The sequence below is a fragment of the Mycobacterium sp. IDUB_1 genome (genome assembly GCF_055419625.1).
The window spans coordinates 453,899-475,684 of the sequence record NZ_JBVAYA010000004.1 but is presented as its reverse complement, the minus strand read 5'-3'; the positions used below and the strand labels follow the sequence as shown (position 1 = coordinate 475,684).

General features: G+C 69.0%; 19 protein-coding genes. 13 read left to right on the top strand and 6 right to left on the bottom strand.

Translation table 11 applies throughout. The features are described 5' to 3' along the window. Positions 1–54: 54 nt before the first annotated feature. Positions 55–2,199, top strand: coding sequence for an NAD-dependent DNA ligase LigA (ligA, locus tag ACZYYX_RS23255; protein ID WP_463817203.1), 2,145 nt, complete (start codon positions 55–57; stop codon positions 2,197–2,199). Here the strand turns inward: ligA and ACZYYX_RS23250 are convergent. After that, on the bottom strand, positions 2,196–2,855 hold the full coding sequence (locus ACZYYX_RS23250; RefSeq protein ID WP_463816973.1) for an ACT domain-containing protein: 660 nt from the start codon (positions 2,853–2,855) through the stop codon (positions 2,196–2,198). The genes ligA and ACZYYX_RS23250 overlap by 4 nt on opposite strands. An 82-nt stretch (positions 2,856–2,937) precedes the next feature. Between ACZYYX_RS23250 and gatC the strand changes: the two genes are divergently transcribed. The 5 genes from gatC (at position 2,938) to ACZYYX_RS23225 (ending at position 8,791) form a co-directional block, all read left to right on the top strand. Next, complete coding sequence (gatC, locus tag ACZYYX_RS23245) at positions 2,938–3,237, top strand: Asp-tRNA(Asn)/Glu-tRNA(Gln) amidotransferase subunit GatC (protein WP_463816972.1); 300 nt, start codon at positions 2,938–2,940, stop codon at positions 3,235–3,237. Beyond that, positions 3,234–4,751, top strand: a complete 1,518-nt coding sequence (gene gatA / locus ACZYYX_RS23240; protein ID WP_463816971.1) for an Asp-tRNA(Asn)/Glu-tRNA(Gln) amidotransferase subunit GatA — start codon at positions 3,234–3,236, stop codon at positions 4,749–4,751. The genes gatC and gatA overlap by 4 nt, the downstream gene beginning before the upstream one ends. 18 nt (positions 4,752–4,769) lie before the next feature. Further along, positions 4,770–5,801, top strand: a complete 1,032-nt coding sequence (locus ACZYYX_RS23235; RefSeq protein ID WP_463816970.1) for an ATP-dependent 6-phosphofructokinase — start codon at positions 4,770–4,772, stop codon at positions 5,799–5,801. 100 nt (positions 5,802–5,901) lie between these two features. Beyond that, positions 5,902–7,413, top strand: coding sequence for an Asp-tRNA(Asn)/Glu-tRNA(Gln) amidotransferase subunit GatB (gene gatB, locus ACZYYX_RS23230; protein WP_463816969.1), 1,512 nt, complete (start codon positions 5,902–5,904; stop codon positions 7,411–7,413). A gap of 7 nt (positions 7,414–7,420) precedes the next feature. Further along, positions 7,421–8,791 carry a sensor histidine kinase gene (locus ACZYYX_RS23225; protein ID WP_463816968.1) on the top strand — a complete coding sequence of 457 codons (1,371 nt, stop codon included), beginning with the start codon at positions 7,421–7,423 and terminating at the stop codon, positions 8,789–8,791. Between the two features lie 6 nt (positions 8,792–8,797). On the opposite strand, the gene ACZYYX_RS23220 is transcribed toward ACZYYX_RS23225, so the two are convergent. After that, positions 8,798–9,901: a PQQ-dependent sugar dehydrogenase gene (locus tag ACZYYX_RS23220; protein ID WP_463817201.1), complete on the bottom strand. Its 1,104-nt coding sequence runs from the start codon at positions 9,899–9,901 to the stop codon at positions 8,798–8,800. 167 nt (positions 9,902–10,068) lie between these two features. On the opposite strand from ACZYYX_RS23220, the gene ACZYYX_RS23215 reads away from it, so the two are divergent. Next, the gene (locus ACZYYX_RS23215; RefSeq protein WP_463816966.1) at positions 10,069–10,902 is read left to right on the top strand and encodes a DoxX family protein; all 834 of its coding nucleotides are present in this window, start codon (positions 10,069–10,071) and stop codon (positions 10,900–10,902) included. 3 nt (positions 10,903–10,905) lie between these two features. On the opposite strand, the gene ACZYYX_RS23210 is transcribed toward ACZYYX_RS23215, so the two are convergent. After that, complete coding sequence (locus ACZYYX_RS23210; RefSeq protein WP_463816965.1) at positions 10,906–11,295, bottom strand: PH domain-containing protein; 390 nt, start codon at positions 11,293–11,295, stop codon at positions 10,906–10,908. Between the two features lie 269 nt (positions 11,296–11,564). Here ACZYYX_RS23210 and ACZYYX_RS23205 point away from each other — a divergent pair, with 269 nt between their 5' ends. The 3 genes from ACZYYX_RS23205 to ilvC are packed head-to-tail and all read left to right on the top strand — an operon-like array spanning position 11,565 to position 14,996. Then, the gene (locus tag ACZYYX_RS23205; RefSeq protein ID WP_463816964.1) at positions 11,565–13,415 is read left to right on the top strand and encodes an acetolactate synthase large subunit; all 1,851 of its coding nucleotides are present in this window, start codon (positions 11,565–11,567) and stop codon (positions 13,413–13,415) included. Between the two features lie 31 nt (positions 13,416–13,446). Continuing rightward, a complete protein-coding gene (gene ilvN / locus ACZYYX_RS23200; RefSeq protein WP_335333531.1) occupies positions 13,447–13,947 on the top strand; it encodes an acetolactate synthase small subunit in 501 nt (166 codons plus the stop codon). 47 nt (positions 13,948–13,994) lie between these two features. Then, entirely contained in the window at positions 13,995–14,996 is a 1,002-nt protein-coding gene (ilvC, locus tag ACZYYX_RS23195) for a ketol-acid reductoisomerase (RefSeq protein WP_463817199.1), read from the top strand. An 82-nt stretch (positions 14,997–15,078) separates the two neighbouring features. On the opposite strand, the gene ACZYYX_RS23190 is transcribed toward ilvC, so the two are convergent. Both ACZYYX_RS23190 and ACZYYX_RS23185 read right to left on the bottom strand, forming a co-directional pair. Beyond that, positions 15,079–16,353 (bottom strand): hypothetical protein, encoded by a 1,275-nt coding sequence (locus tag ACZYYX_RS23190; RefSeq protein WP_463816963.1) that lies wholly within the window; start codon positions 16,351–16,353, stop codon positions 15,079–15,081. Positions 16,354–16,786: 433 nt separating this feature from the next. Beyond that, positions 16,787–18,235, bottom strand: a complete 1,449-nt coding sequence (locus ACZYYX_RS23185; protein ID WP_463816962.1) for a phytoene desaturase family protein — start codon at positions 18,233–18,235, stop codon at positions 16,787–16,789. Positions 18,236–18,270: 35 nt separating this feature from the next. Here ACZYYX_RS23185 and serA point away from each other — a divergent pair, with 35 nt between their 5' ends. From serA to ACZYYX_RS23170, 3 genes are read left to right on the top strand one after another with little or no spacing between them, the layout of a single operon-like run. After that, positions 18,271–19,857, top strand: coding sequence for a phosphoglycerate dehydrogenase (serA, locus tag ACZYYX_RS23180; protein ID WP_463816961.1), 1,587 nt, complete (start codon positions 18,271–18,273; stop codon positions 19,855–19,857). An 8-nt stretch (positions 19,858–19,865) separates the two neighbouring features. Further along, positions 19,866–20,876, top strand: a complete 1,011-nt coding sequence (locus ACZYYX_RS23175; protein WP_463817198.1) for a 3-isopropylmalate dehydrogenase — start codon at positions 19,866–19,868, stop codon at positions 20,874–20,876. A 2-nt stretch (positions 20,877–20,878) separates the two neighbouring features. Further along, a complete protein-coding gene (locus ACZYYX_RS23170) occupies positions 20,879–21,484 on the top strand; it encodes a hypothetical protein (protein ID WP_463817197.1) in 606 nt (201 codons plus the stop codon). Here ACZYYX_RS23170 and ACZYYX_RS23165 read toward each other — a convergent pair. Next, complete coding sequence (locus tag ACZYYX_RS23165; RefSeq protein ID WP_463816960.1) at positions 21,451–21,777, bottom strand: antibiotic biosynthesis monooxygenase family protein; 327 nt, start codon at positions 21,775–21,777, stop codon at positions 21,451–21,453. The two genes, ACZYYX_RS23170 and ACZYYX_RS23165, sit on opposite strands and share 34 nt — an antisense overlap. Positions 21,778–21,786: the final 9 nt, after the last annotated feature.

Sequence of the window (21,786 nt, the reverse complement as noted above, 5' to 3'; positions counted from 1 at the left end):
GCTCTTCGATAGCCTGCGAGGGTGAGTCCGAAGCCGTCCCCGAATCCCGAGGCAATGCTGGCCGAGCAGGCCGGCGACGCCCCGGACGCCGAGGTGCGTCGGCGCTGGCAGGAGCTCGCCGACGAAGTGCGCGAGCACCAGTTCCGCTACTACGTGCGCGACGCACCGACCGTCTCCGACGCCGAGTTCGACACGCTGCTGCGTCGCCTGCAGGCCCTCGAGGACACCCATCCCGAGCTGCGCACACCCGACTCGCCGACCCAGCTGGTCGGTGGCGCCGGCTTCGCGACCGACTTCACCCCGGCCGAGCATCTCGAACGAATGCTCAGCCTGGACAACGTCTTCGATCCCGAGGAGCTGGCCGCCTGGGCGGCGCGCATCGCGGGGGAGATCGGCCCGGACGCCCAGTACCTGTGCGAGCTGAAGATCGACGGTGTGGCGCTCGCGCTCGTCTACCGTGACGGCAGGCTCGTCCGCGCCGCCACCCGAGGTGACGGCCGCACGGGTGAGGACGTCACGCTGAACGCGCGCACCATCTCCGACATCCCCGAAATCCTCACGGGCACAGACGAATTTCCGGTGCCTCCAGTCTTGGAGGTGCGCGGTGAGGTGTTCTTCCGGGTGGCGGACTTCGAAGAGCTGAACGCGGGGCTGGTCGCCGAGGGCAAGCCGCCGTTCGCCAATCCGCGCAACAGCGCCGCCGGCTCGCTGCGCCAGAAGAATCCGGCGGTGACGGCGAAGCGCCGGCTGCGGATGATCTGCCATGGGTTGGGGCACATCGAGAGTCCCGGGGGCTTTCCGTTCGCGACGCTGCACGACGCATACCGCGCGCTCGGAGCGTGGGGTCTGCCGGTGTCTGAGCACACCGCGCAGGTCCGAGGGCTGGAAGCGGCCACCCAGCGCATCGCCTACTGGGGCGAGCACCGCCACGACGTCGAGCACGAGATCGACGGCGTGGTGGTCAAGGTCGACGAGGTGGCGCTGCAGCGCCGCCTGGGGGCGACCTCGCGTGCGCCCCGCTGGGCGATCGCCTACAAGTATCCGCCGGAGGAGGCGACGACCAAGCTCCTCGACATCCGCGTCAACGTGGGCCGCACCGGACGGGTGACACCGTTCGCCTACATGGAGCCTGTCAAGGTCGCGGGTTCTACGGTCGGGCTGGCCACGCTGCACAACGGTTCGGAGGTCAAACGCAAAGGCGTGCTGATCGGCGACACGGTGGTGATCCGCAAAGCCGGCGACGTCATCCCCGAGGTGCTCGGCCCCGTGGTGGATCTGCGGGACGGCTCCGAGCGCGAGTTCACGATGCCGACGCACTGTCCGGAATGCGGAACCGAGCTGGCGCCGGCCAAAGAGGGCGACGCCGACATCCGCTGCCCCAACTCGCGGTCCTGCCCGGCGCAGTTGCGCGAGCGGGTGTTCCACGTCGCCGGTCGCGGCGCCTTCGACATCGAGGGGCTGGGTTACGAAGCCGCCACCGCGCTGCTGGCCGCCAGGGTGATCACCGACGAGGGGGACCTGTTCGGGCTCACCGCCGAGGACCTGCTGCGCACCGAGTTGTTCACCACCAAGGCCGGCCAGGTCTCGGCGAACGGCAAGCGGCTGCTGGCCAATCTGGGCAAGGCCAGGGCGCAGCCGCTGTGGCGGGTGCTCGTGGCGCTGTCCATCCGGCACGTCGGGCCGACGGCCGCGCGTGCCCTCGCCACAGAATTCGGCAGCCTCGAGGCGATCACGTCGGCCTCCGAAGAACAGCTCGCCGCCACCGAAGGTGTCGGTCCGACGATCGCCGCCGCCGTCATCGACTGGTTCACCGTCGACTGGCACCGCGCAATCGTCGACAAGTGGCGGGCCGCCGGGGTCCGGATGGAGGACGAGCGCGACGCGAGCATCGAGCGCACGCTCGAGGGGCTCTCGATCGTGGTCACGGGCTCACTGACGGGATTCAGCCGCGACGACGCGAAAGAGGCGATCATCGCGCGTGGCGGCAAAGCCGCCAGCTCGGTGTCCAAGAAGACGGCCTACGTGGTCGCCGGCGACGCCCCCGGATCGAAATACGACAAGGCGATCGAACTGGGCGTCCCGGTGCTGGACGAGGACGGGTTCCGCCGCCTGCTCGACGGCGGCCCCGACAGCGTCGCATCCGAGGTCGCGCCGGAGGCCGACGCGCAGGTCGATTCGGATGTCGAGCCGGCGGGCTAACGCAGGATCGTCGCGATGATGCCAGCGAGGTAACCCAGCCGCGCGACCTCGCTCGGACGGAACTCGGGCCCGCCCGCCCGGCCGAGCACGATCGCGGTGTGGGGGTCGCCCAGCGGCGCGGCGGCCAGTGTCGTGTCCATGTCCTGCCACACCTGGGGCACCCAGTCCGCGTGACCGTCGAGGGCCGTCGGTGAGTCCAGCGGCAGCCAGGGCGTCTGCGCAGCCTGCGTCTCGGGCGCCCCGGAGCTGCCGACCACTCGGTGCGGCCCCTGCTCGGTGAGGCGGGTCACGGTGCACCAGCCGACCCTCAGCACCTTGGGTGCTTCGTCGACGAGCACCTGCAGGCGGCGGTCCTTACCGTCCGCGGCGGCCACATGGTCGATCAGCTCCAGTTCGCGGTGCGCTTCGAGCAGCCCGGTGTGAGGCCGGATGCTGTCGACGTAGACACCGTTGAGCTTCTCGGCCGCGGTGATCAGCAAGTCGGGCATGGCGCCGGGCGGGAGCTCGACCACCAGGTCGTCGACGGCATAGCCGGAGGTGCGCTCGACCACATCGAGCGACAGGATGTCGGCGCCGACGGACCCCAGGGCCACGGCCAGGGAACCGAGGCTGCCCGGCCGGTCCTCCAGCTCGACGCGCAGCAGATACGACGGCACGCGCAACACTGTGTCACGGACTCCTGTGCAGCGGCGACTCGGACGAAAGCCCCGGCGTCACGGTGAACTAGGCTTCGGGGTCGTGTCCCAGATCTCCCGAGACGAGGTAGCGCACTTGGCGCGCCTGGCCCGTCTGGCCCTGACCGACGAAGAACTGAATAGTTTCGCGGGTCAGCTCGGCGCCATCCTCGGCCATGTCAGCCAGATCCAAGCCGTCGACGTCACCGGCGTCGCCGCCACCGACAATCCGCTCGCGAGCGTGAACGTCTTCCGGTCCGACGAGCCGCAGCCGTGCCTGACCCAAGACCAGGCACTTGCCGAGGCGCCCAACGCCGTCGACGGACGCTTCGCGGTGCCGCGCATCCTGGGAGAGCCCGAATGAGCGATGAGCCGCTTACGCGAAGAGCAGAAGGCAGCGACCTGATCCGGCTCGACGCCGCCACGCTGGCAGCCAAGATCGCCGCCGGCGACGTGTCCTCGGTCGAGGCGACCCAGGCCTGCCTCGATCAGATCGCCGCGACCGACGGCGAGTACCACGCCTTCCTGCACGTCGCGGGTGATCAGGCGCTGGCCGCCGCCGCCGAGGTCGACGACACCGTCGCCGCAGGCGGTCAGCTGAGCTCGCCGCTGGCCGGCGTGCCGCTGGCACTCAAGGACGTGTTCACCACCGCCGACATGCCGACCACCTGCGGATCGAAGATCCTCGAGGGGTGGACGTCCCCGTACGACGCGACGGTGACCGCGCGGCTTCGTGCCGCCGGGATTCCGATCCTCGGCAAGACCAACATGGACGAGTTCGCGATGGGCAGCTCGACCGAGAACTCGGCTTTCGGGCCCACCCGCAACCCCTGGGACACCGAGCGCGTGCCCGGCGGTTCCGGTGGCGGGAGCGCGGCGGCGCTGGCCGCGTTCCAGGCGCCGCTGGCGATCGGTTCGGACACCGGCGGGTCGATCCGCCAGCCGGCCGCGCTGACCGCCACGGTCGGGGTGAAACCGACCTATGGCACGGTGTCGCGCTACGGGCTCATCGCGTGTGCGTCATCCCTGGATCAGGGCGGCCCGTGCGCCCGTACCGTGCTGGACACCGCACTGCTGCACCAGGTCATCGCCGGGCACGATCCGAGCGATTCGACGTCGATCGACGCTGAGGTGCCCGATGTCGTCGCAGCCGCGCGGGCCGGCGCGGCCGGTGATCTCACCGGGGTGCGCATCGGAGTGGTCAAGCAGCTGCGCAGCGGCGAGGGTTACCAGCCAGGCGTCCTCGCGTCGTTCACCGCGGCCGTCGACCAACTCAGCGCGCTCGGCGCAGAGATCACCGAGGTGGATTGCCCGCACTTCGACTACTCGCTGCCGGCGTACTACCTGATCCTGCCGTCGGAGGTGTCGTCGAACCTCGCCAAGTTCGACGGCATGCGCTACGGGCTGCGCGTCGGCGACGACGGCACCCACAGCGCCGAAGAGGTGATGGCACTGACCCGCGCTGCCGGCTTCGGCCCAGAAGTCAAGCGTCGCATCATGATCGGCGCCTACGCGCTCTCGGCCGGCTATTACGACGCCTACTACAACCAAGCGCAGAAGGTCCGCACGTTGATCGCGCGCGACCTCGACGAGGCGTATCAGCGCGTCGACGTGTTGGTCTCGCCGGCGACCCCGACCACCGCGTTCCGGCTCGGCGAGAAGGTCGACGATCCGCTGTCGATGTACCTGTTCGACCTCTGCACACTTCCGCTGAATCTGGCCGGCCACTGCGGGATGTCGGTGCCCTCGGGCCTGTCGGCTGACGACAACCTGCCGGTCGGGCTGCAGATCATGGCGCCGGCGCTGGCCGACGACCGGCTCTACCGCGTGGGTGCGGCCTATGAAGTTGCCCGGGGTCCTCTGCCAACTGCGCTCTGACAGAGGAGGATGGTCACCATGCGTATCGGAGTGCTGACCGGCGGTGGTGACTGTCCTGGCCTGAACGCGGTGATCCGGGCCGTGGTGCGCACCTGCGACGTGCGGTACGGCTCGTCGGTGGTGGGCTTCCAGGACGGCTGGCGCGGCCTGCTCGAGGACCGCCGCATCCAGCTGCGTAACGACGACCGCAACGACCGGCTGCTCGCCAAGGGCGGCACGATGCTCGGCACGGCGCGGGTCAACCCCGACAAACTGCGCGCCGGCCTCGATCAGATCAAGCAGACACTCGAGGACAACGGCATCGACGTCCTGATCCCCATCGGCGGCGAGGGCACGCTGACCGCGGCGCACTGGCTGTCGGAAGAGAATGTCCCCGTCGTCGGCGTGCCGAAGACGATCGACAACGACATCGACTGCACCGACGTCACGTTCGGCCACGACACCGCGCTGCACGTCGCCACCGACGCCATCGACCGGTTGCACAGCACCGCAGAGTCCCATCAGCGGGTGATGCTGGTCGAGGTCATGGGTCGCCACGCCGGCTGGATCGCGCTGAACGCGGGCCTGGCCTCGGGTGCCCACATGACGTTGATCCCCGAGCAGCCGTTCGACGTCGAGGAAGTCTGCCGGCTGGTCAAACAGCGCTTCGTGCGCGGAGATTCGCACTTCATCTGCGTGGTCGCCGAGGGCGCCAAGCCGGCCGAGGGATCGATGTCGCTGAAGCAGGGTGGCACTGACGAGTTCGGCCACGAGCGTTTCACCGGGGTCGCCCAGCAACTGGCCATCGAGGTCGAGAAGCGGATCAACAAGGAGGTCCGGGTCACGGTGCTCGGGCACGTCCAGCGCGGCGGCACCCCCACGCCCTACGATCGCGTGCTGGCCACCCGGTTCGGCGTCAACGCCGCCGACGCCGCGCATGCCGGGGAGTTCGGGATGATGGTGTCGCTGCGCGGGCAGGACATCGGTCGGGTCCCTCTGGGCGACGCGGTGCGTCAACTCAAGCTGGTGCCGCAGAGCCGCTACGACGACGCCGCGGAGTTCTTCGGCTGACTTTTCCCGGCGAGCAGACGCGAACTCGCGCGACTCGCCGCGAAACCACGCGAGTTCGCGTCTGCTCGCCGGGGAAAAGTGACCCACTAGGATCGGGGTCATGTCTTCCGTGACCTCGGCCACCGCACCGCTGCTGGACTACGACCAGGTCATCGCCGCCTACGAGCCGGTGCTGGGCCTCGAGGTGCATGTCGAGCTCTCCACGCAGACCAAGATGTTCTGCGGTTGCCCGAACCGCTTCGGCGGCGAACCCAACACCCAGGTGTGCCCGGTGTGCCTCGGGTTGCCGGGCTCGCTGCCGGTGCTCAACGGGGCCGCGGTCGAGTCCGCGATCCGCATCGGCCTCGCGCTCAACTGCCAGATCGCGCCGTGGGGCCGGTTCGCCCGCAAGAACTACTTCTATCCCGACCAGCCGAAGAACTACCAGATCAGCCAGTACGACGAGCCGATCGCGGTGAACGGATACCTCGACGTTCCGCTCGACGACGGCAGCACGTGGCGCGTGGAGATCGAGCGCGCGCACATGGAGGAGGACACCGGCAAGCTGACCCACCTGGGCAGTGACACCGGTCGCATCGCCGGCGCCACGACCTCGCTGGCCGATTACAACCGCTCCGGCGTGCCGTTGATCGAGATCGTCACCAAGCCGATCGAAGGCACCGGTGAGCGCGCCCCCGAGATCGCCCGGGCGTACGTGACCGCATTGCGAGACCTGTTGCGCGCCTTGGACGTATCCGATGTGCGGATGGATCAGGGCTCGATGCGCTGCGACTCGAACGTCTCGATCAAGCCGATCGGCCGAGCCGAGTTCGGTACCCGCACCGAGACGAAGAACGTCAACTCGCTCAAGAGCGTGGAAGTCGCGGTGCGTTACGAAATGCGCAGGCAGGCAGCGGTTCTGGAGTCCGGCGGCACGGTGACCCAGGAGACCCGGCACTTCCACGAGGACGGTTACACCTCGCCGGGGCGCAGCAAGGAGACCGCGCAGGACTACCGGTACTTCCCGGAACCGGATCTCGAGCCCGTCGCCCCGAGCGATGACCTCGTCGAGCGGCTGCGCGCCACCATCCCCGAACTTCCGTGGTTGTCGCGCAAGCGAGTTCAGCAGGACTGGGGCATCTCCGACGAGGTGATGCGCGATCTGGTCAACATCGGGGCGCTGGACCTGATCACGGCCACCGTCGAGCACGGGGCCTCCAGCGACGCCGCACGTGCCTGGTGGGGAAACTTCCTGGTGCAGAAGGCGAACGAGCAAGGGGTCGAGCTCGACGCGCTCGCCATCACCCCCGCCCAGGTGGCCGCAGTGGTCGAACTCGTCGACGACGGCAAGCTCTCGAACAAGCTCGCCCGCCAGGTCGTGGAGGGTGTGCTGGCCGGTGAGGGTGAACCCGACGAGGTGATGACCGCGCGCGGTCTCGCGGTGGTCCGCGACGACTCGCTGATCCAATCCGCGGTGGACGAGGCGCTGGCCGCCAATCCCGATATCGCCGAGAAGATCCGAGGCGGCAAGGTCGCCGCTGCCGGCGCGATCGTCGGCGCGGTGATGAAGGCGACCAAGGGGCAGGCGGACGCCGCGCGCGTGCGCGAGCTGGTCATGGCCGCCTGCAGTTGACGCTCCGATGACGCGCGCCCAGGACCTGGTACTGCGCCTGCTCTCGCACCCGTTGCGGCTGCTGTCGCTGCGCTCGATCGTCATCCTGGCCCAGGTCGGCGTGATCATCCTGGTTCTCACCCTCGGTATCTGGGTGTGGGTGGGCGTCACCAACGACCAGTACGACCAGCTCGACCGGCGGCTGGACTCACTGTCGAGCCTCGGCGACGTCAACACGCTGCTGCGCAGCGCGCAAGAGGGAGTCGGACCGGAACCGGCCGAGGGCGGACTCGTGCGGACTGCGCGCATCGGCCCCGTCGCCGTCTCGATGCCGCCCGAGATCACGCTGCCGGAGCTGCCCAACGGGTACGCGGACGCGACCATCGGCGGCGTCGAGTACCGCATCCGCACGATCACCACCGGGTCCGCGTCGATCGCACTCGGTGCGCCGCTGGCCGACACCAAGGCCCGGATCGACTCGCTGCACTGGCGGGTGTTCTGGATCTGCGCGGGCGTGATCCTGGCCACGTTGCTGGTGGGGTGGGTGATCGGGTTGATCATGGTCAACCCGTTCCGGCTGCTCGCCCAGCAGGCGCGCGCCATCAATGCCCAGTCCAACCCCGACGAGGTGCAGGTGCGCGGGGTGTGGGAGGCCGTCGAGATCTCCGAGGCGGTGGAGGGGATGCTCGCGCGCATCGGTGACGAGCAGCAGCGGACCCGGGCGGCGCTGGAATCAGCGCGTGACTTCGCCGCGGTGGCCTCGCACGAACTGCGCACCCCGCTGACGGCCATGCGCACCAACCTCGAGGTGCTGATGACCCTCGACCTGGGCCCGGAGCAGCGCCGCGAGGTCATCGGTGACGTCATGCGCACGCAGACGCGTATCGAGGCGACGCTGTCGGCCCTCGAGCGGCTGGCCCAAGGCGAGCTGACCACGACGGCCGACTTCGTCCCCCTCGATGTCGCCGAACTCCTCGACCGCGCCGCCCACGACGCCATGCACAACTACCCGGGGCTGGAGGTCACCCTCGCCTCGTCGACGACGGTGCTGATGCTCGGCATGCCCGCGGGTCTGCGGTTGGTGGTGGACAACGCGATCGCCAACGCCGTCAAGCACGGCGGTGCCACGCGCGTCCAGCTCAGCGTGATCAGTTCGGCCGACGGCGTCGAGATCGCCGTGGACGACAACGGTTCCGGTGTGCCCGACGAGGAACGTCAGGAAGTCTTCCAACGCTTCCACCGGGGGTCCACCGCGTCGCGCTCCGGTTCAGGCCTGGGGTTGGCGCTCGTCGCTCAGCAGGCTGAAATCCACAGTGGCACAGCGACGTTGGAGCACAGTCCGCTCGGCGGTACGCGTCTGATCCTGCGCCTGCCGGGGTCCGGGCCCAGCCAGACCTGAGTCGTTCTAGGTCTTTTCGTCGTTGGCCCGCGGGAAGCCGCCGCCCTGCGGGAACAGCGGGAACACCACGTCGTCGAGCTTCTGGGCGTCCCCGGAGGTCTTGTTGACCGTGGCACCCCAGATGTTGCCGTCGGGTGCGACCTGCAGCGCCCAGGCATGACCGTGCTGGTCCTGGCGCACCACCTCGGGTTCGCCGGTCACCGCGCCGGTGTCGGGCGCCATCCGCACCGCGACGGTCTGCTTGGTGTTGACGAGGTTCACCAGCACGGTGCCGTCGAGCGCGGCGCAGCCGGCCACCCCGGGGCGGTCCGGCCAGGACCACACCGTCGACACCTTCGAGTCCTTGGTGATGCGCTGCAGCCGGTCGCCGGTCGGTGTGCGGTCGGTGACGTACAGCGATTCGTCGGACGGGTCGATGCACATACCCCCACCGGGCCCCAGGCCCGACAGTGCGGTGGTGGTGGGTGCCTGGTTGACCGTGGTGGGCTGTTCGATGCGGAGCAGCTTGCCCGCCATCGAACTGGGATCCGATGCCAGCGCGGGATCGCCTGCGTCGCCGGTTTGCACCATCAGCGTGGTGGGGCTGGTGAACACGAGTGACCCCGAGTTGCCGGTGGCGCCCTTGGGTATGCCGATCAGGATCGGCTTGGGCACGTCACCGTCGGCGATGCGCACCACCCTGTTGTCGGTCGGCGTACTGATGTAGGCGTAGGTCAGCCGATCCTGCTGGTAGGTGGGCGACTGCACGATGTCCATGAGCCCGCCATCGCCGCTGCCGTCGACCGGGATCGTCATCTTGACGAACGGCTCGGCCTTCGTGGCGACCTGCTTGACCGCGCCGGTGACCCGTTCGGCGACGAGCGCCGACTGGCTGTCCGGCAGCATGATCAGCCCGCTGGTGCTGTCCAGGCAGCCCTGCATCACCCCGGGGGCGGGGCACTGCTTGGGGAACGGTTGAGCGGGCAGGGGCGGCGGGGGAGGCGGCGTCGAGGTGGCGCCCGGCGCCATCTGCGGCTCCGTCGTGTAGGGCTGCGACTGGGCCGAATCGAAGCGCGCGCAGCCGGTGATGCCGATCAGCGCAGCACTGGCCACCACCGTGGCGGTCCGCATCGAGCGGCGTCGACTCATGCGAGCCAGATTACGGATCGTTGCGCAGTGCTCGCCACGGCGCCCGCGCGCCCACCTGGTCGGGGAGTCCTCACCAGCGCGAAAACACGTGGTCGGGCGCGCCGAGCGAATTCCCGGCCACTACCTGAGCAGCACTTACCCTGACTGGTGTGACCAGCCCGCATGACTCGCAACCCTGGCAGCGGCCCGCCGACTCGAGTGGCCGGCCTGCGTCGGCGCGTCTGGTGGACCCCGAGGACGATCTGCCCTCGGAACACTACGGCGGCGACTTCGAGACCACGGCGATCCCACGCTACGACACCGCCAAACCGTCCGATCAGCAACCGTTCGGGCTGTTGGGCGACGCCGAACCCCTCCCGTACGTGCAGCCGAGCGCCGGTCTCGCACCCGGCTCCTACGGGTCGCCGGCGGTAGCGCCGACCGAGGTCGGCGTCTTCGACGAGGATCGCGCGCGGGATCGCCGCGGCACCCAGGACCTCGGTCTGCTGGTGCTGCGCGTCGCCGTCGGCGCCCTGCTGGTGGGTCATGGACTGCAGAACCTGTTCGGGCTGTGGGGCGGTCCCGGCTTGGGCGGATTCCGCGACTACCTCGACGGCGTGGGGTTCCGGTACGCCGACATCCTGGGCTACGTCGCAGCGGGCGGCGAGATCGCGGCCGGCATCCTGCTGGTGCTGGGGCTGTTCACTCCGGTGGCGGCGGCGGGCGCGCTGGCCTACCTGATCAACGGGGTGCTCGCCGAGGCGGTCGAGGCCCACAACGATGCGCGACTGTCGGCGTTCCTCACCGACGGCCACGAGTACCAGGTCCTTCTCGTCGCGGCGGTCGCGGCGATCATCCTCACCGGGCCCGGGCGCTACGGCCTCGACGCCGGGCGTGGATGGGCTCGCCGGCCGTTCCTCGGCTCCTTCGCCGCGTTGGTTCTCGGAATCGGCGCCGGCGTCGCGATCTGGGTGCTGCTCAACGGCGCGAACCCGCTGACCTGAGCGCTACTCGTAGGGATTCGGCACCCGGCCGCCGCTCGCGGCCGTCAGCACGGGCAGGCTCGCGAAGGTGACGGCAGGCAGCGCGGTCTCGCTGCCGTCGGTGCGCCGCGCCAGAGCCCAGGCTTTCTTGCCGAAGCGCAACCCGTCGATGTCCTCCCAGCGCATCGTCTGCGTCCCGAACAGGGTGCGTGCGGTGACGGTGTCGCGGTCGGCGACCGTGCGGTAGCGCGCGACCGCGACCGACAGCGCGACGGGGACCACCAACAGAACGGCGAACCAGCCGGGCCCGGCGAACACGATGGACAGCAGGGCCAGCGCGAAAAGGGCGACGGCGAGATGCGCCATGGGGGATATGCGGATCACGACCGGGGCGGGCGACGCGGTGGATGCCATCTGCCCATCATCCCATCCCGGCGGAGGCGGGAATTTGACCGAAGTCCGGTTCGCGAGCTACCGTCGGGAGCTATGCAGGTCCTGGACTCTCTCGTAGTAATTGGGTTGCGCGTTGATGCCGCGCTAGCCCTGGTCCGGGCATAGCACAACCGCATCGACGCGCAACCCTCGCTCAGCCTCCCGGCTGACGGGGGTTTTTTGTTGCCCCAGCACTGATTTGAGAAGATCTACCCAAGCCACACAGGCCGGACAGGACACAAGAGGACACCGTGAGCGCACCCACCACGCGAGCACCTGAGCAGCCGGCGAACCCGGCCAACGGGACTCGTACCGCCGCCCCCACCACGCCGCAACCCAAAAACGTTGCGCCACTTCAGCTCACCGGCGCACAAGCCGTCATCCGTGCCCTCGAGGAACTCGACGTCGACGTCATCTTCGGCATCCCCGGCGGTGCGGTGCTGCCCGTCTACGACCCGCTCTACGACTCGGTGAAGCTGCGCCACGTGCTGGTCCGGCACGAGCAGGGCGGCGGTCACGCCGCCAGCGGCTACGCCCACGCCACCGGCCGCGTCGGTGTGTGCATGGCCACCTCGGGCCCCGGCGCCACCAACCTGGTGACCCCACTGGCCGATGCCTACATGGACTCGATCCCCGTGGTGGCCATCACCGGTCAGGTCGGCCGCAGCCTCATCGGCACCGACGCCTTCCAGGAAGCCGACATCTCCGGCATCACCATGCCCGTCACCAAGCACAACTTCCTGGTCCGCAACGGTGACGACATCGCGCGCGTCATCGCCGAGGCGTTCCACATCGCCTCCAGCGGCCGGCCCGGCCCGGTGCTCGTGGACATCCCCAAGGACGTGCTGCAGGGCCAGTGCACCTTCGCCTGGCCGCCGAAGTTCGAACTCCCCGGCTACAAGCCGAACACCAAGCCGCACAACCGGCAGATCCGTGAGGCCGCCAAGCTGATCGCGGCCGCCCGCAAGCCGGTCCTCTACGTCGGCGGCGGCGTCATCCGCGGCGAGGCGTCCGAGGAGCTGCTGGCGTTGGCCGAGCTCACCGGCATCCCGGTGGTCACCACGCTGATGGCCCGCGGCGCGTTCCCCGACAGCCATCCGCAGAACCTCGGCATGCCCGGTATGCACGGCACGGTGGCCGCGGTGGCGGCGCTGCAGCGCAGCGATCTGCTGATCGCGCTGGGCACCCGCTTCGACGACCGGGTGACCGGCAAGCTGGATTCCTTTGCGCCCGAAGCCAAAGTGATCCACGCTGACATCGATCCCGCCGAGATCGGCAAGAACCGCCACGCCGACGTGCCGATCGTGGGCGACGTGAAGGCGGTCATCACCGATCTGGTCGAGGCTCTCCGGCGCGACAGTGATCTCGGCTCGACCCCGCTGGACAACTGGCGGGAGTACCTGAGCGGAATCCAGTCGACCTATCCGCTGAGCTACGGACCGCAAAGCGACGGCAGCCTGTCGCCGGAGTACGTGATCGAGACGCTGGGCAAGATCGCCGGCCCCGACGCGATCTACGTGGCCGGCGTGGGACAGCACCAGATGTGGGCAGCGCAGTTCATCAAATACGAGAAGCCCAAGACGTGGCTCAACTCCGGCGGTCTCGGCACGATGGGCTACGCGGTGCCCGCGGCGATGGGCGCCAAGATGGGTTGCCCGGAGGCCGAGGTGTGGGCCATCGACGGAGACGGCTGCTTCCAGATGACGAATCAGGAACTGGCCACCTGCGCCATCGAAGGTGTGCCGATCAAGGTCGCGCTGATCAACAACGGCAACCTCGGCATGGTGCGGCAATGGCAGACGCTGTTCTACGAAGAGCGCTACAGCCAGACCGATCTGGCCACCCACACCCGTCGCATCCCCGATTTCGTGAAGCTCTCCGAGGCGCTGGGCTGTGTCGCGCTGCGCTGCGAGCGCGAAGAGGACGTCGCCGACGTGATCCGTCAGGCGCGCGAGATCAACGACCGCCCGGTGGTCATCGAGTTCGTCGTCGGCGCTGATGCTCAGGTGTGGCCGATGGTCGCCGCAGGTACCAGCAACGACGAGATCCAAGCGGCGCGCGGAATCCGACCGCTGTTCGACAACGAAGAGGGGCACGCCTGATGAGCGCTTGCGCGAAGAAGAGAGGGCTCTGATGAGCACCATCCACACCCTGTCGGTGCTCGTCGAGGACAAGCCCGGCGTGCTCGCTCGCGTGGCGTCGCTGTTCTCACGGCGCGGCTACAACATCTGCTCGCTGGCTGTTGGTGCCACCGAGCAGAAGGACCTCTCGCGGATGACGATCGTCGTCGACGTCGAGGATTCGCCGCTCGAGCAGATCACCAAGCAGCTCAACAAGCTCGTCAACGTGATCAAGATCGTGGAGCAGGACGAGGACAACGCGGTGTCGCGGGAGATCGCACTGATCAAGGTGCGCGCCGATGCCACCACCCGCGGTCAGGTCATCGAAGCCGTGAACCTGTTCCGCGCCAAGGTCGTCGACGTGTCCAACGAGTCGTTGACCGTCGAGGCCACCGGTACCCCGGCCAAGCTCGAGGCGCTGCTACGCGTCCTGGAGCCGTACGGTATCCGAGAAATCGTCCAGTCCGGTGTGGTGTCGCTGTCGCGTGGCCCCCGCGGAATCGGCACCAAGTAGCTGAAAAGCACAGAGTAGAAAGAAGATCCACGACAATGGCAGTTGAGATGTTCTATGACGACGACGCGGACCTGTCGATCATCCAGGGCCGCAAGGTCGCCGTCATCGGCTACGGCAGCCAGGGGCACGCGCATTCACTGAGCCTGCGCGACTCCGGGGTGCAGGTGAAGGTGGGCCTCAAGGAGGGGTCGAAGTCCCGCGAGAAGGTCACCGAGCAGGGCCTCGACGTCGATACCCCGGCCGAGGTGGCCAAGTGGGCCGACGTCATCATGCTCCTCGCGCCGGACACCGCGCAGGCAGAGATCTTCACGAACGACATCGAGCCGAACCTCGAAGACGGCAATGCGCTGTTCTTCGGCCATGGCCTGAACATCCATTTCGGTCTGATCAAGCCGCCGGCCAACGTCACGATCGGCATGGTCGCGCCCAAGGGCCCGGGCCACCTGGTCCGCCGGCAGTTCGTCGACGGCAAGGGCGTGCCCTGTCTGATCGCCGTCGATCAGGACCCCAGGGGTGAGGGCGAGGCGCTCGCACTGTCCTACGCGAAGGCGATCGGTGGCGCGCGCGCCGGTGTCATCAAGACCACCTTCAAGGAAGAGACCGAGACCGACCTCTTCGGTGAGCAGGCCGTGTTGTGCGGCGGCACCGAGGAATTGGTCAAGACCGGCTTCGAGGTCATGGTCGAGGCGGGCTACGCGCCGGAGATGGCGTACTTCGAGGTGTTGCACGAGCTCAAGCTGATCGTCGACCTGATGTACGAGGGCGGCATCGCGCGCATGAACTACTCGGTGTCCGACACCGCGGAGTTCGGCGGCTACCTGTCGGGCCCGCGGGTCATCGATGCCGACACCAAGAAGCGGATGCAGGACATCCTCAAGGACATCCAGGACGGTACGTTCGTCAAGCGGCTGGTCGCCAACGTCGAGGGTGGCAACAAGGAACTCGAGGGCCTGCGCAAGGAGAACGCCGAGCACCCGATCGAGGTCACCGGCAAGAAGCTGCGCGACCTGATGAGCTGGGTCGACCGCCCGATCACCGAAACCGCCTGATTTCGTCGTGATTTCGGTGTAGTTCGTCACGCTGGGCGTGACGAACTACACCGAAAGCGTTCGCAGGGTGACAGGTGGCGCCCTATGTGCCGGCGCCGGGGGTGCCGCCGGTGCCACCGCTGCCGCCGGCGCCACCGTCACGCCCGCTGCCGGCCTGTCCGGCGTGGCCGCCGGTGCCCGGGGTTCCTTCATTGCCGGCGTTGGAGTTGCCATCCGGCGAGTTGCCATGTCCGCCGCGACCACCGGAGCCGCCGGGGCCACCCGTCGCGCCCTGGCCGTCTGCGCCCCGCGACGTCCCGGCGCCACCGTCTCCTCCGTAACCGCCTTCGCCGCCGGTGCCGCCCTCTCCGCCAGGCTTGGTCACGTTGCCCGTGCCGCCTATGCCTCCTCGGCCGCCCCCGCCACCGAGGCCGCCGTCGCCACCGGTTCCGCTCCCGCCGGCAGCGCCTCCCGTTCCGCCGGTTCCGCCCGCACCACCGTCAGCGCCTCTCGCGCCGGGTCTCGGGGCAGACCCGCTGTTGCTTCCGTCGCCGCCGTCACCCCCGCCGCCGCCTGCACCGCCGGCGCCGCCGTCACCGCCGAAGGCGGCACCGGCACCACCGCTACCGCCGCTGCCGCCGTTTCCGCCCGCAGTCGCCGGGGTCCCCGCCCCGAAGCTACCTTCGCCGCCTCCGCCTCCTGCCCCGCCGTCGCCGCCGGTGCCCGAGAAAAGACCGGCTTTGCCGCCACTGCCTCCGTTGCCGCCGTTCGCGCCGGGACCGAACACGGCGTTCCCGCCGAGGCCGCCCTCACCGCCGTCACCGCCGTCGCCCTTGAAGCGGCCGCCCGCGCCGCCGTTGCCGCCCTTCGCACCGGCACTCGCGACGCCAAATTCATCGGTAGCGCCGTCTCCGCCCTTGCCGCCGCTGCCGCCTGTTCCACCGAACAGACCGCCCTTCCCGCCATTTCCACCGGCTGTGGGACCCGTTGTAGCTGTGCCGTCGAGACCGTCGGCGCCATTGCCGCCGTTGCCGAACAGTCGCCCGCCGTCCTGTCCGGCCTCTCCCGGCAGCACGCCGTCTGCGCCGTTGCCGATCCACATCACGCCGAATCGGTCGACCACGGTCAGGCCCTCGGCGGTCTTGGTGAACGTGAACAGCAGCCCCACCCTGACGCCGTCGGGACCGGCGAGCGTGGCCGATGCGATGCGCGTCGTGTCAGCTGCGTTGTCGTCGGACCGATTTCGTATCGATGTCTTCGGCAGCGGTGCGGACACGATGGTGGACTCGACGATCCGGAGATGCCGCGGGGCGCGAGTGCCGGTCGAGCTGATGAAGTCGGACAGCGCACCGGTCACCGGGATCTCGGTGGGCGTCACGTTGGCGGGCGCCGCGGCACGCGACCCGGCACCGCTGGGCGTCCCGGTCGTCAGGGCGGCTAGGGCAACGGCGAGGTCCGCGGCGGGAACGACGCCCGACGCGTGACGCGGTTGTTGGCTGCTCGCCTTTGCTGCAACCGCGGAACCAATAATCGGGCTCGCGGGAGGCGCGATGCCGCCAGCAACGCCACCCGCTATCGCGAGTGCGCCGATAGACGTTGTGGCACAGGCGATCAACCTCGTGCGCGATGATGTGTCGGACGCCCGGCGATGCCGTCCGCCAATGGTAGATTTTGAAAACGACACGAGTTTCTCCCCTGTTCGCCAGAATGGCCTGTTTACGTACGCGGGGAGCGTATGACGACTTTGCTGTCCGGGAATGAGTATTGGACTACTCGATTTCGAGAAGTCTTCGCGATCGACCTTCGCGGAATCAGGGCGCGAGGCGCGGCATCGTGGTGATGCCGAATTCACGGCGTAGCACCGTGCGTGCCGCGTAGTAGCCGGCCATCCCGTGCACACCGGTGCCCGGTGGCGTCGCCGCCGAACACAGGTACGCCCTGGGAATCGGCGTCGTCCACGGGTTCAGCCGCAGAGTGGGTCCGACCATGGCAGCGAACAGCGTTGCGCCGCCGACGATGATGTCACCGCCGACGTAATTCGCGTTGTGGTCGGCCATCCGGGCGGCCGGCACGCACCGCGCGGCGACCACGAGATCGCGGAAGCCGGGCGCGGCACGCTCGAACAGTCCGGTGATCGTCTCGGTGAGGTCGGCGGTCGAATTCGCGGGCACGTGCGCGTAGGTCCACAGCGGGCGGCGACCCTGGTCATCGATACGGGACGGATCGACCACATGCGGCAGCGCGGCCAGTGTCATCGGCATCTCGGCATGGCGGCCCGCGGCGACTTCGGCCTCGGCGAGTGCCATCTGCGCACGCGTGCCACCCATGTGCAGGGTGCCCGCCTGCGCCAGACGTGGGTCGCGCCAGGGAATCTCGCCGGCCAACACGAAGTCCACCTTGCAGACGCCAGGTCCGAATCGATAACGCCGCAACGCTTGTGCGTATCTCGCCGGCACCGCATCGCCGTAGATGTCGAGCAGGGCCGTCGGGGCGGTGTCCCAGATGACGACCCCGCCGGGCGGTGCGGTCACGGGTTCGCCGAGGACCAGTTCGCCGCCGTGAGCCACCAGATCAGCGATCAGCGCGTCGGCGATCACCTGCGTGCCGCCGACGGGCACCGGCCATCCCGCGGTGTGCGCCACCGTCCCGAGCATCAAGCCCGCCCCGCTGTTGACGGGGGAGGGCATCGGCGAGATGGCGTGCGAGCCAACGCCGGTGAACAGCGCGCGGGCGTCCTCGCCGCGCAGCAGGCCCCACGCCGGGCTGCCCATCGCCAGCACCCGCACCCCAGCGCGCACCGTGGTCAGCAGGTCCGGTGGCAGCGACCGCTTGTCGCCGAGGAAGAAGCCCAGCACCCCGTCGACGTGCTCGGTCAGCGGGCCGAACAGGCGCCGCCAGGAGGCGCCGTCGTCCAATTCCGCGCAGGTGCGCTCCAACGAGCGGTAGGCGACCGCGGCCGGCCGGTCGGGCAGCGGGTTCGCATACGACACCTCCGGGGTGCGCAGCTCCACGCCGCGCGCCGCGAGATCGAACTCGGCGAAGAAGGGGGAGGCCACCCCCAACGGGTGAACGGCCGAGCAGATGTCGTGGACGACGCCGGGATACTCCGGGTCGGGCGCCGAGCGAGCGCCGCCGCCGGCGGTGGGCTGGGCCTCGATCACCCGGACCGACAGGCCGGCCCGTGCGCAGATCACCGCGGCAGCCAGCCCGTTGGGCCCGCTTCCGACGACCGTGACGTTGGTGCCGCTTTCCCCGCTCACCACCCGATCATTACAGCCCACTAGGCTGAGGCCTCGTGAGTCTGCCCGTGGTATTGATCGCCGACAAGCTGGCCCCCTCGACCGTCGAAGCGTTGGGCGACCAGGTGGAGGTCCGTTGGGTCGACGGCCCGGACCGGGAGAAGCTGCTGGCCGCCGTCGCCGAAGCCGACGCGCTGCTGGTGCGCTCGGCCACCACCGTCGACGCCGAGGTCCTGGCCGCAGCGCCCAAGCTGAAGATCGTCGCCCGCGCCGGTGTGGGACTGGACAACGTCGACGTCGACGCCGCCACCGCCCGCGGTGTGCTGGTCGTCAACGCCCCCACCTCCAACATCCACAGCGCCGCCGAGCACGCGCTCGCGCTGCTGCTGTCGGCGGCCCGTCAGATCCCGGCCGCCGACGCCACCCTGCGCGCGCACACGTGGAAGCGGTCGTCGTTCTCCGGCACCGAGATCTTCGGCAAGACGGTCGGCGTCGTCGGCCTCGGACGGATCGGCCAGCTGGTGGCCCAGCGGCTGGCCGCGTTCGGCGCCCACATCACCGCCTACGACCCCTACGTCTCGCACGCCCGCGCGGCGCAGCTCGGCATCGAGCTGCTCAGCCTCGACGAGCTCCTCGCCCGCGCAGACTTCATCTCGGTGCACCTGCCCAAGACCAAGGAGACGGCAGGGCTGATCGGCAAGGATGCGCTGGCCAAGACCAAGCAGGGCGTCATCATCGTCAACGCCGCGCGAGGCGGACTCATCGACGAGCAGGCGCTGGCCGACGCGATCACGAGCGGTCATGTGCGCGGTGCCGGTCTGGACGTGTTCGCCACAGAACCGTGCACCGACAGCCCGCTGTTCGAGCTGCCCCAGGTGGTGGTGACGCCGCACCTCGGCGCATCGACGACCGAGGCCCAGGATCGCGCCGGCACCGACGTGGCCGCCAGCGTCAAGCTCGCGCTCGCCGGTGAGTTCGTGCCCGACGCGGTCAACGTCGGCGGCGGTGCAGTCGGCGAAGAGGTCGCGCCGTGGCTGGATCTGGTCCGCAAGCTCGGGCTGCTCGTCGGTGCGCTGTCTGCAGAGCTGCCCACGAACCTCTGCGTCCAGGTGCGCGGCGAGCTGGCCAGCGAGGAGGTCGAGGTGCTGCGCCTCTCGGCGTTGCGCGGTCTGTTCTCAGCGGTCATCGAGGATCCGGTCACCTTCGTTAACGCCCCGGCGCTGGCCGCCGAGCGCGGCGTCGAAGCGTCCATCGACACCGAATCGGAGAGCCCGAACCACCGCAGCGTCGTCGACGTCCGCGCCGTGGCCGCCGACGGCAGCACGGTCAACGTGGCCGGCGCGCTGTCGGGTCCGCAGCAGGTGGAGAAGATCGTCCAGATCAATGGCCGCAACCTCGATCTGCGTGCCGAAGGCGTGAACCTGATCGTCAACTATGACGACCAACCCGGCGCGCTGGGCAAGATCGGCACGCTGCTCGGCAGCGCCGAGGTCAACATCCTGGCCGCCCAGCTCAGCCAGGACGCCGACGGTCAGGGTGCGACGATCATGCTGCGCCTGGACCGGAACGTGCCCGACGACGTTCTGGCCACCATCGGCCGGGACGTCAACGCTGCGACATTGGAAGTGGTCGACCTGACATGAGCGCTCCGTTGAAACTCGCGGTGATCGGCGGCGACGGGATCGGTCCGGAGGTGATCGGTCAGGCGCTCACGGTGCTCGACGCCGTCCGCCCCGGAGTCGCGAAGACCGAGTACGAACTCGGCGCGCGCCAGTACCACAAGACAGGCGAGGTGCTGCCCGCCTCGGTCCTCGACGAACTCAAGGCGCACAACGCGATCCTGCTCGGGGCGATCGGTGACCCTTCGGTGCCCAGCGGGGTGCTCGAACGCGGTCTGCTGCTGCGTATCCGCTTCGAGCTCGACCACCACGTCAACCTGCGCCCGGGCCGGCTGTACCCCGGTGTGCGCAGTCCGCTGGCCGGCGACCCGGAGATCGACTTCGTCGTCGTGCGCGAGGGCACCGAGGGTCCCTACACCGGCAACGGCGGTGCGATCCGGGTGGACACCCCCCATGAGATCGCGACCGAGGTCAGCGTCAACACCGCTTACGGCGTGCGCCGTGTGGTGCTCGACGCGTTCCACCGTGCGCAGAGCCGCCGTAAGCATCTGACCCTGGTGCACAAGAACAATGTGCTGACCCACGCCGGATCGCTGTGGTGGCGCACCGTGCAGTCCGTGGCTGCGGAGTATCCGGACGTCGAGGTGGCCTACCAGCACGTCGATGCGGCGACGATCCACATGGTCACCGATCCCGGCCGGTTCGACGTGATCGTCACCGACAATCTGTTCGGCGACATCATCACCGACCTCGCCGCGGCGGTGTGCGGTGGCATCGGGCTGGCGGCCAGCGGCAACATCGACGCGACGCTGACCAATCCGTCGATGTTCGAGCCCGTGCACGGCAGCGCACCCGACATCGCCGGGCAGGGCATCGCGGACCCGACGGCGGCGATCATGAGCGTGTCGTTGCTCTTGGCCCACCTCGGCGAGCTCGACGCGGCGGCCCGTGTCGACGCGGCGGTCGCCGAGCATCTCGCGACCCGGGGTGATCAGTCGCTGACCACCGCCCAGGTCGGCGAGCGCATCCTCGGAAAGCTGTAGCCATCCGGCGGCTGGCCACACTGTCTGCGCAGTGCTGGCTGTTCGTCGTCGGCTCGTCGCTGTTCGCGCTGGCGACCGCGCCCGGTGTCCCGGCGTGGCTGGGTGCGGGCGGAGCGAATCTGCTGTGCTTTTGCGGGTCGTGGTTCTTCACGACTGCGGCCTGGATTCAACTGTTCCGCAGCGACCGTGCACATAGCTCGGAATGGTTCAGCGCGGCAGTGCAATTCGTCGGGACCGTGCTGTTCAACCTCAGCACAGGGGCGTCGGTGTGGGCGCATGCGGTCGCCAGTGAGCGGCGTTATGTCTGGGTACCCGACGTTTTCGGGTCCACGGCATTTCTGGTCAGTGGCGTCCTCGGCATGGCGGCGGTGGGCGCGCTGATCGATCTGCAGTCCCGCGACTGGCGTTCCGCTGTGATCAACATGATCGGGTGTGTGGCGTTCGCCGTGTCGGCCGGTGCTGCGTTCGTGCGCACGACAGGCGTCACCGAGGACGAGAGGCTGGCCAACCTCGGCACCTTCGTCGGTGCGCTCTGTTTCCTGGTTGCCGCCCTGGTGCTGCTCCCGCGCCGGCGTCAGTCGCGTTCGTGCACCGACGCCACGTCGTAGAGATGCGGCTGGAAGTCGTCGGCGATCTCGGCGGCCACCGTCATGTGTTCTCGCGCAGCCGGATTCGATTGCATCGCGACGAATGACTCCGCGGTGTCCCACTGTGCGTAGTTCACCACGCGGGTCCGGTCGCGGCTGATGTGGATGCTGGCAGAGCCGAAGCCCGGCAGATGGCGCATCACCTCCTCGGTGGCGCGGGTGAGCACGCCGGCGAGCGCCTCCGCGCGCTCCGGGGCGACGGTGAACACGTTGATCAGGGTGGTCCAGGGGCTGTTCGTCTGAATCGTGGGCATCTGTCCTCC

Bases quoted from the DNA above. Each gene is read 5' to 3' on its own strand.
- ligA (WP_463817203.1), top strand. From the start codon at position 55: ATGCTGGCCGAGCAGGCCGGCGACGCCCCGGACGCCGAGGTGCGTCGG.
- gatA (WP_463816971.1), top strand. From the start codon at position 3,234: ATGAGCGATGAGCCGCTTACGCGAAGAGCAGAAGGCAGCGACCTGATC.
- ACZYYX_RS23235 (WP_463816970.1), top strand. From the start codon at position 4,770: ATGCGTATCGGAGTGCTGACCGGCGGTGGTGACTGTCCTGGCCTGAAC.
- gatB (WP_463816969.1), top strand. From the start codon at position 5,902: ATGTCTTCCGTGACCTCGGCCACCGCACCGCTGCTGGACTACGACCAG.
- ACZYYX_RS23225 (WP_463816968.1), top strand. From the start codon at position 7,421: ATGACGCGCGCCCAGGACCTGGTACTGCGCCTGCTCTCGCACCCGTTG.
- ACZYYX_RS23220 (WP_463817201.1), bottom strand. From the start codon at position 9,901: ATGCGGACCGCCACGGTGGTGGCCAGTGCTGCGCTGATCGGCATCACC.
- ACZYYX_RS23210 (WP_463816965.1), bottom strand. From the start codon at position 11,295: ATGGCATCCACCGCGTCGCCCGCCCCGGTCGTGATCCGCATATCCCCC.
- ilvN (WP_335333531.1), top strand. From the start codon at position 13,447: ATGAGCACCATCCACACCCTGTCGGTGCTCGTCGAGGACAAGCCCGGC.
- ilvC (WP_463817199.1), top strand. From the start codon at position 13,995: ATGTTCTATGACGACGACGCGGACCTGTCGATCATCCAGGGCCGCAAG.
- ACZYYX_RS23165 (WP_463816960.1), bottom strand. From the start codon at position 21,777: ATGCCCACGATTCAGACGAACAGCCCCTGGACCACCCTGATCAACGTG.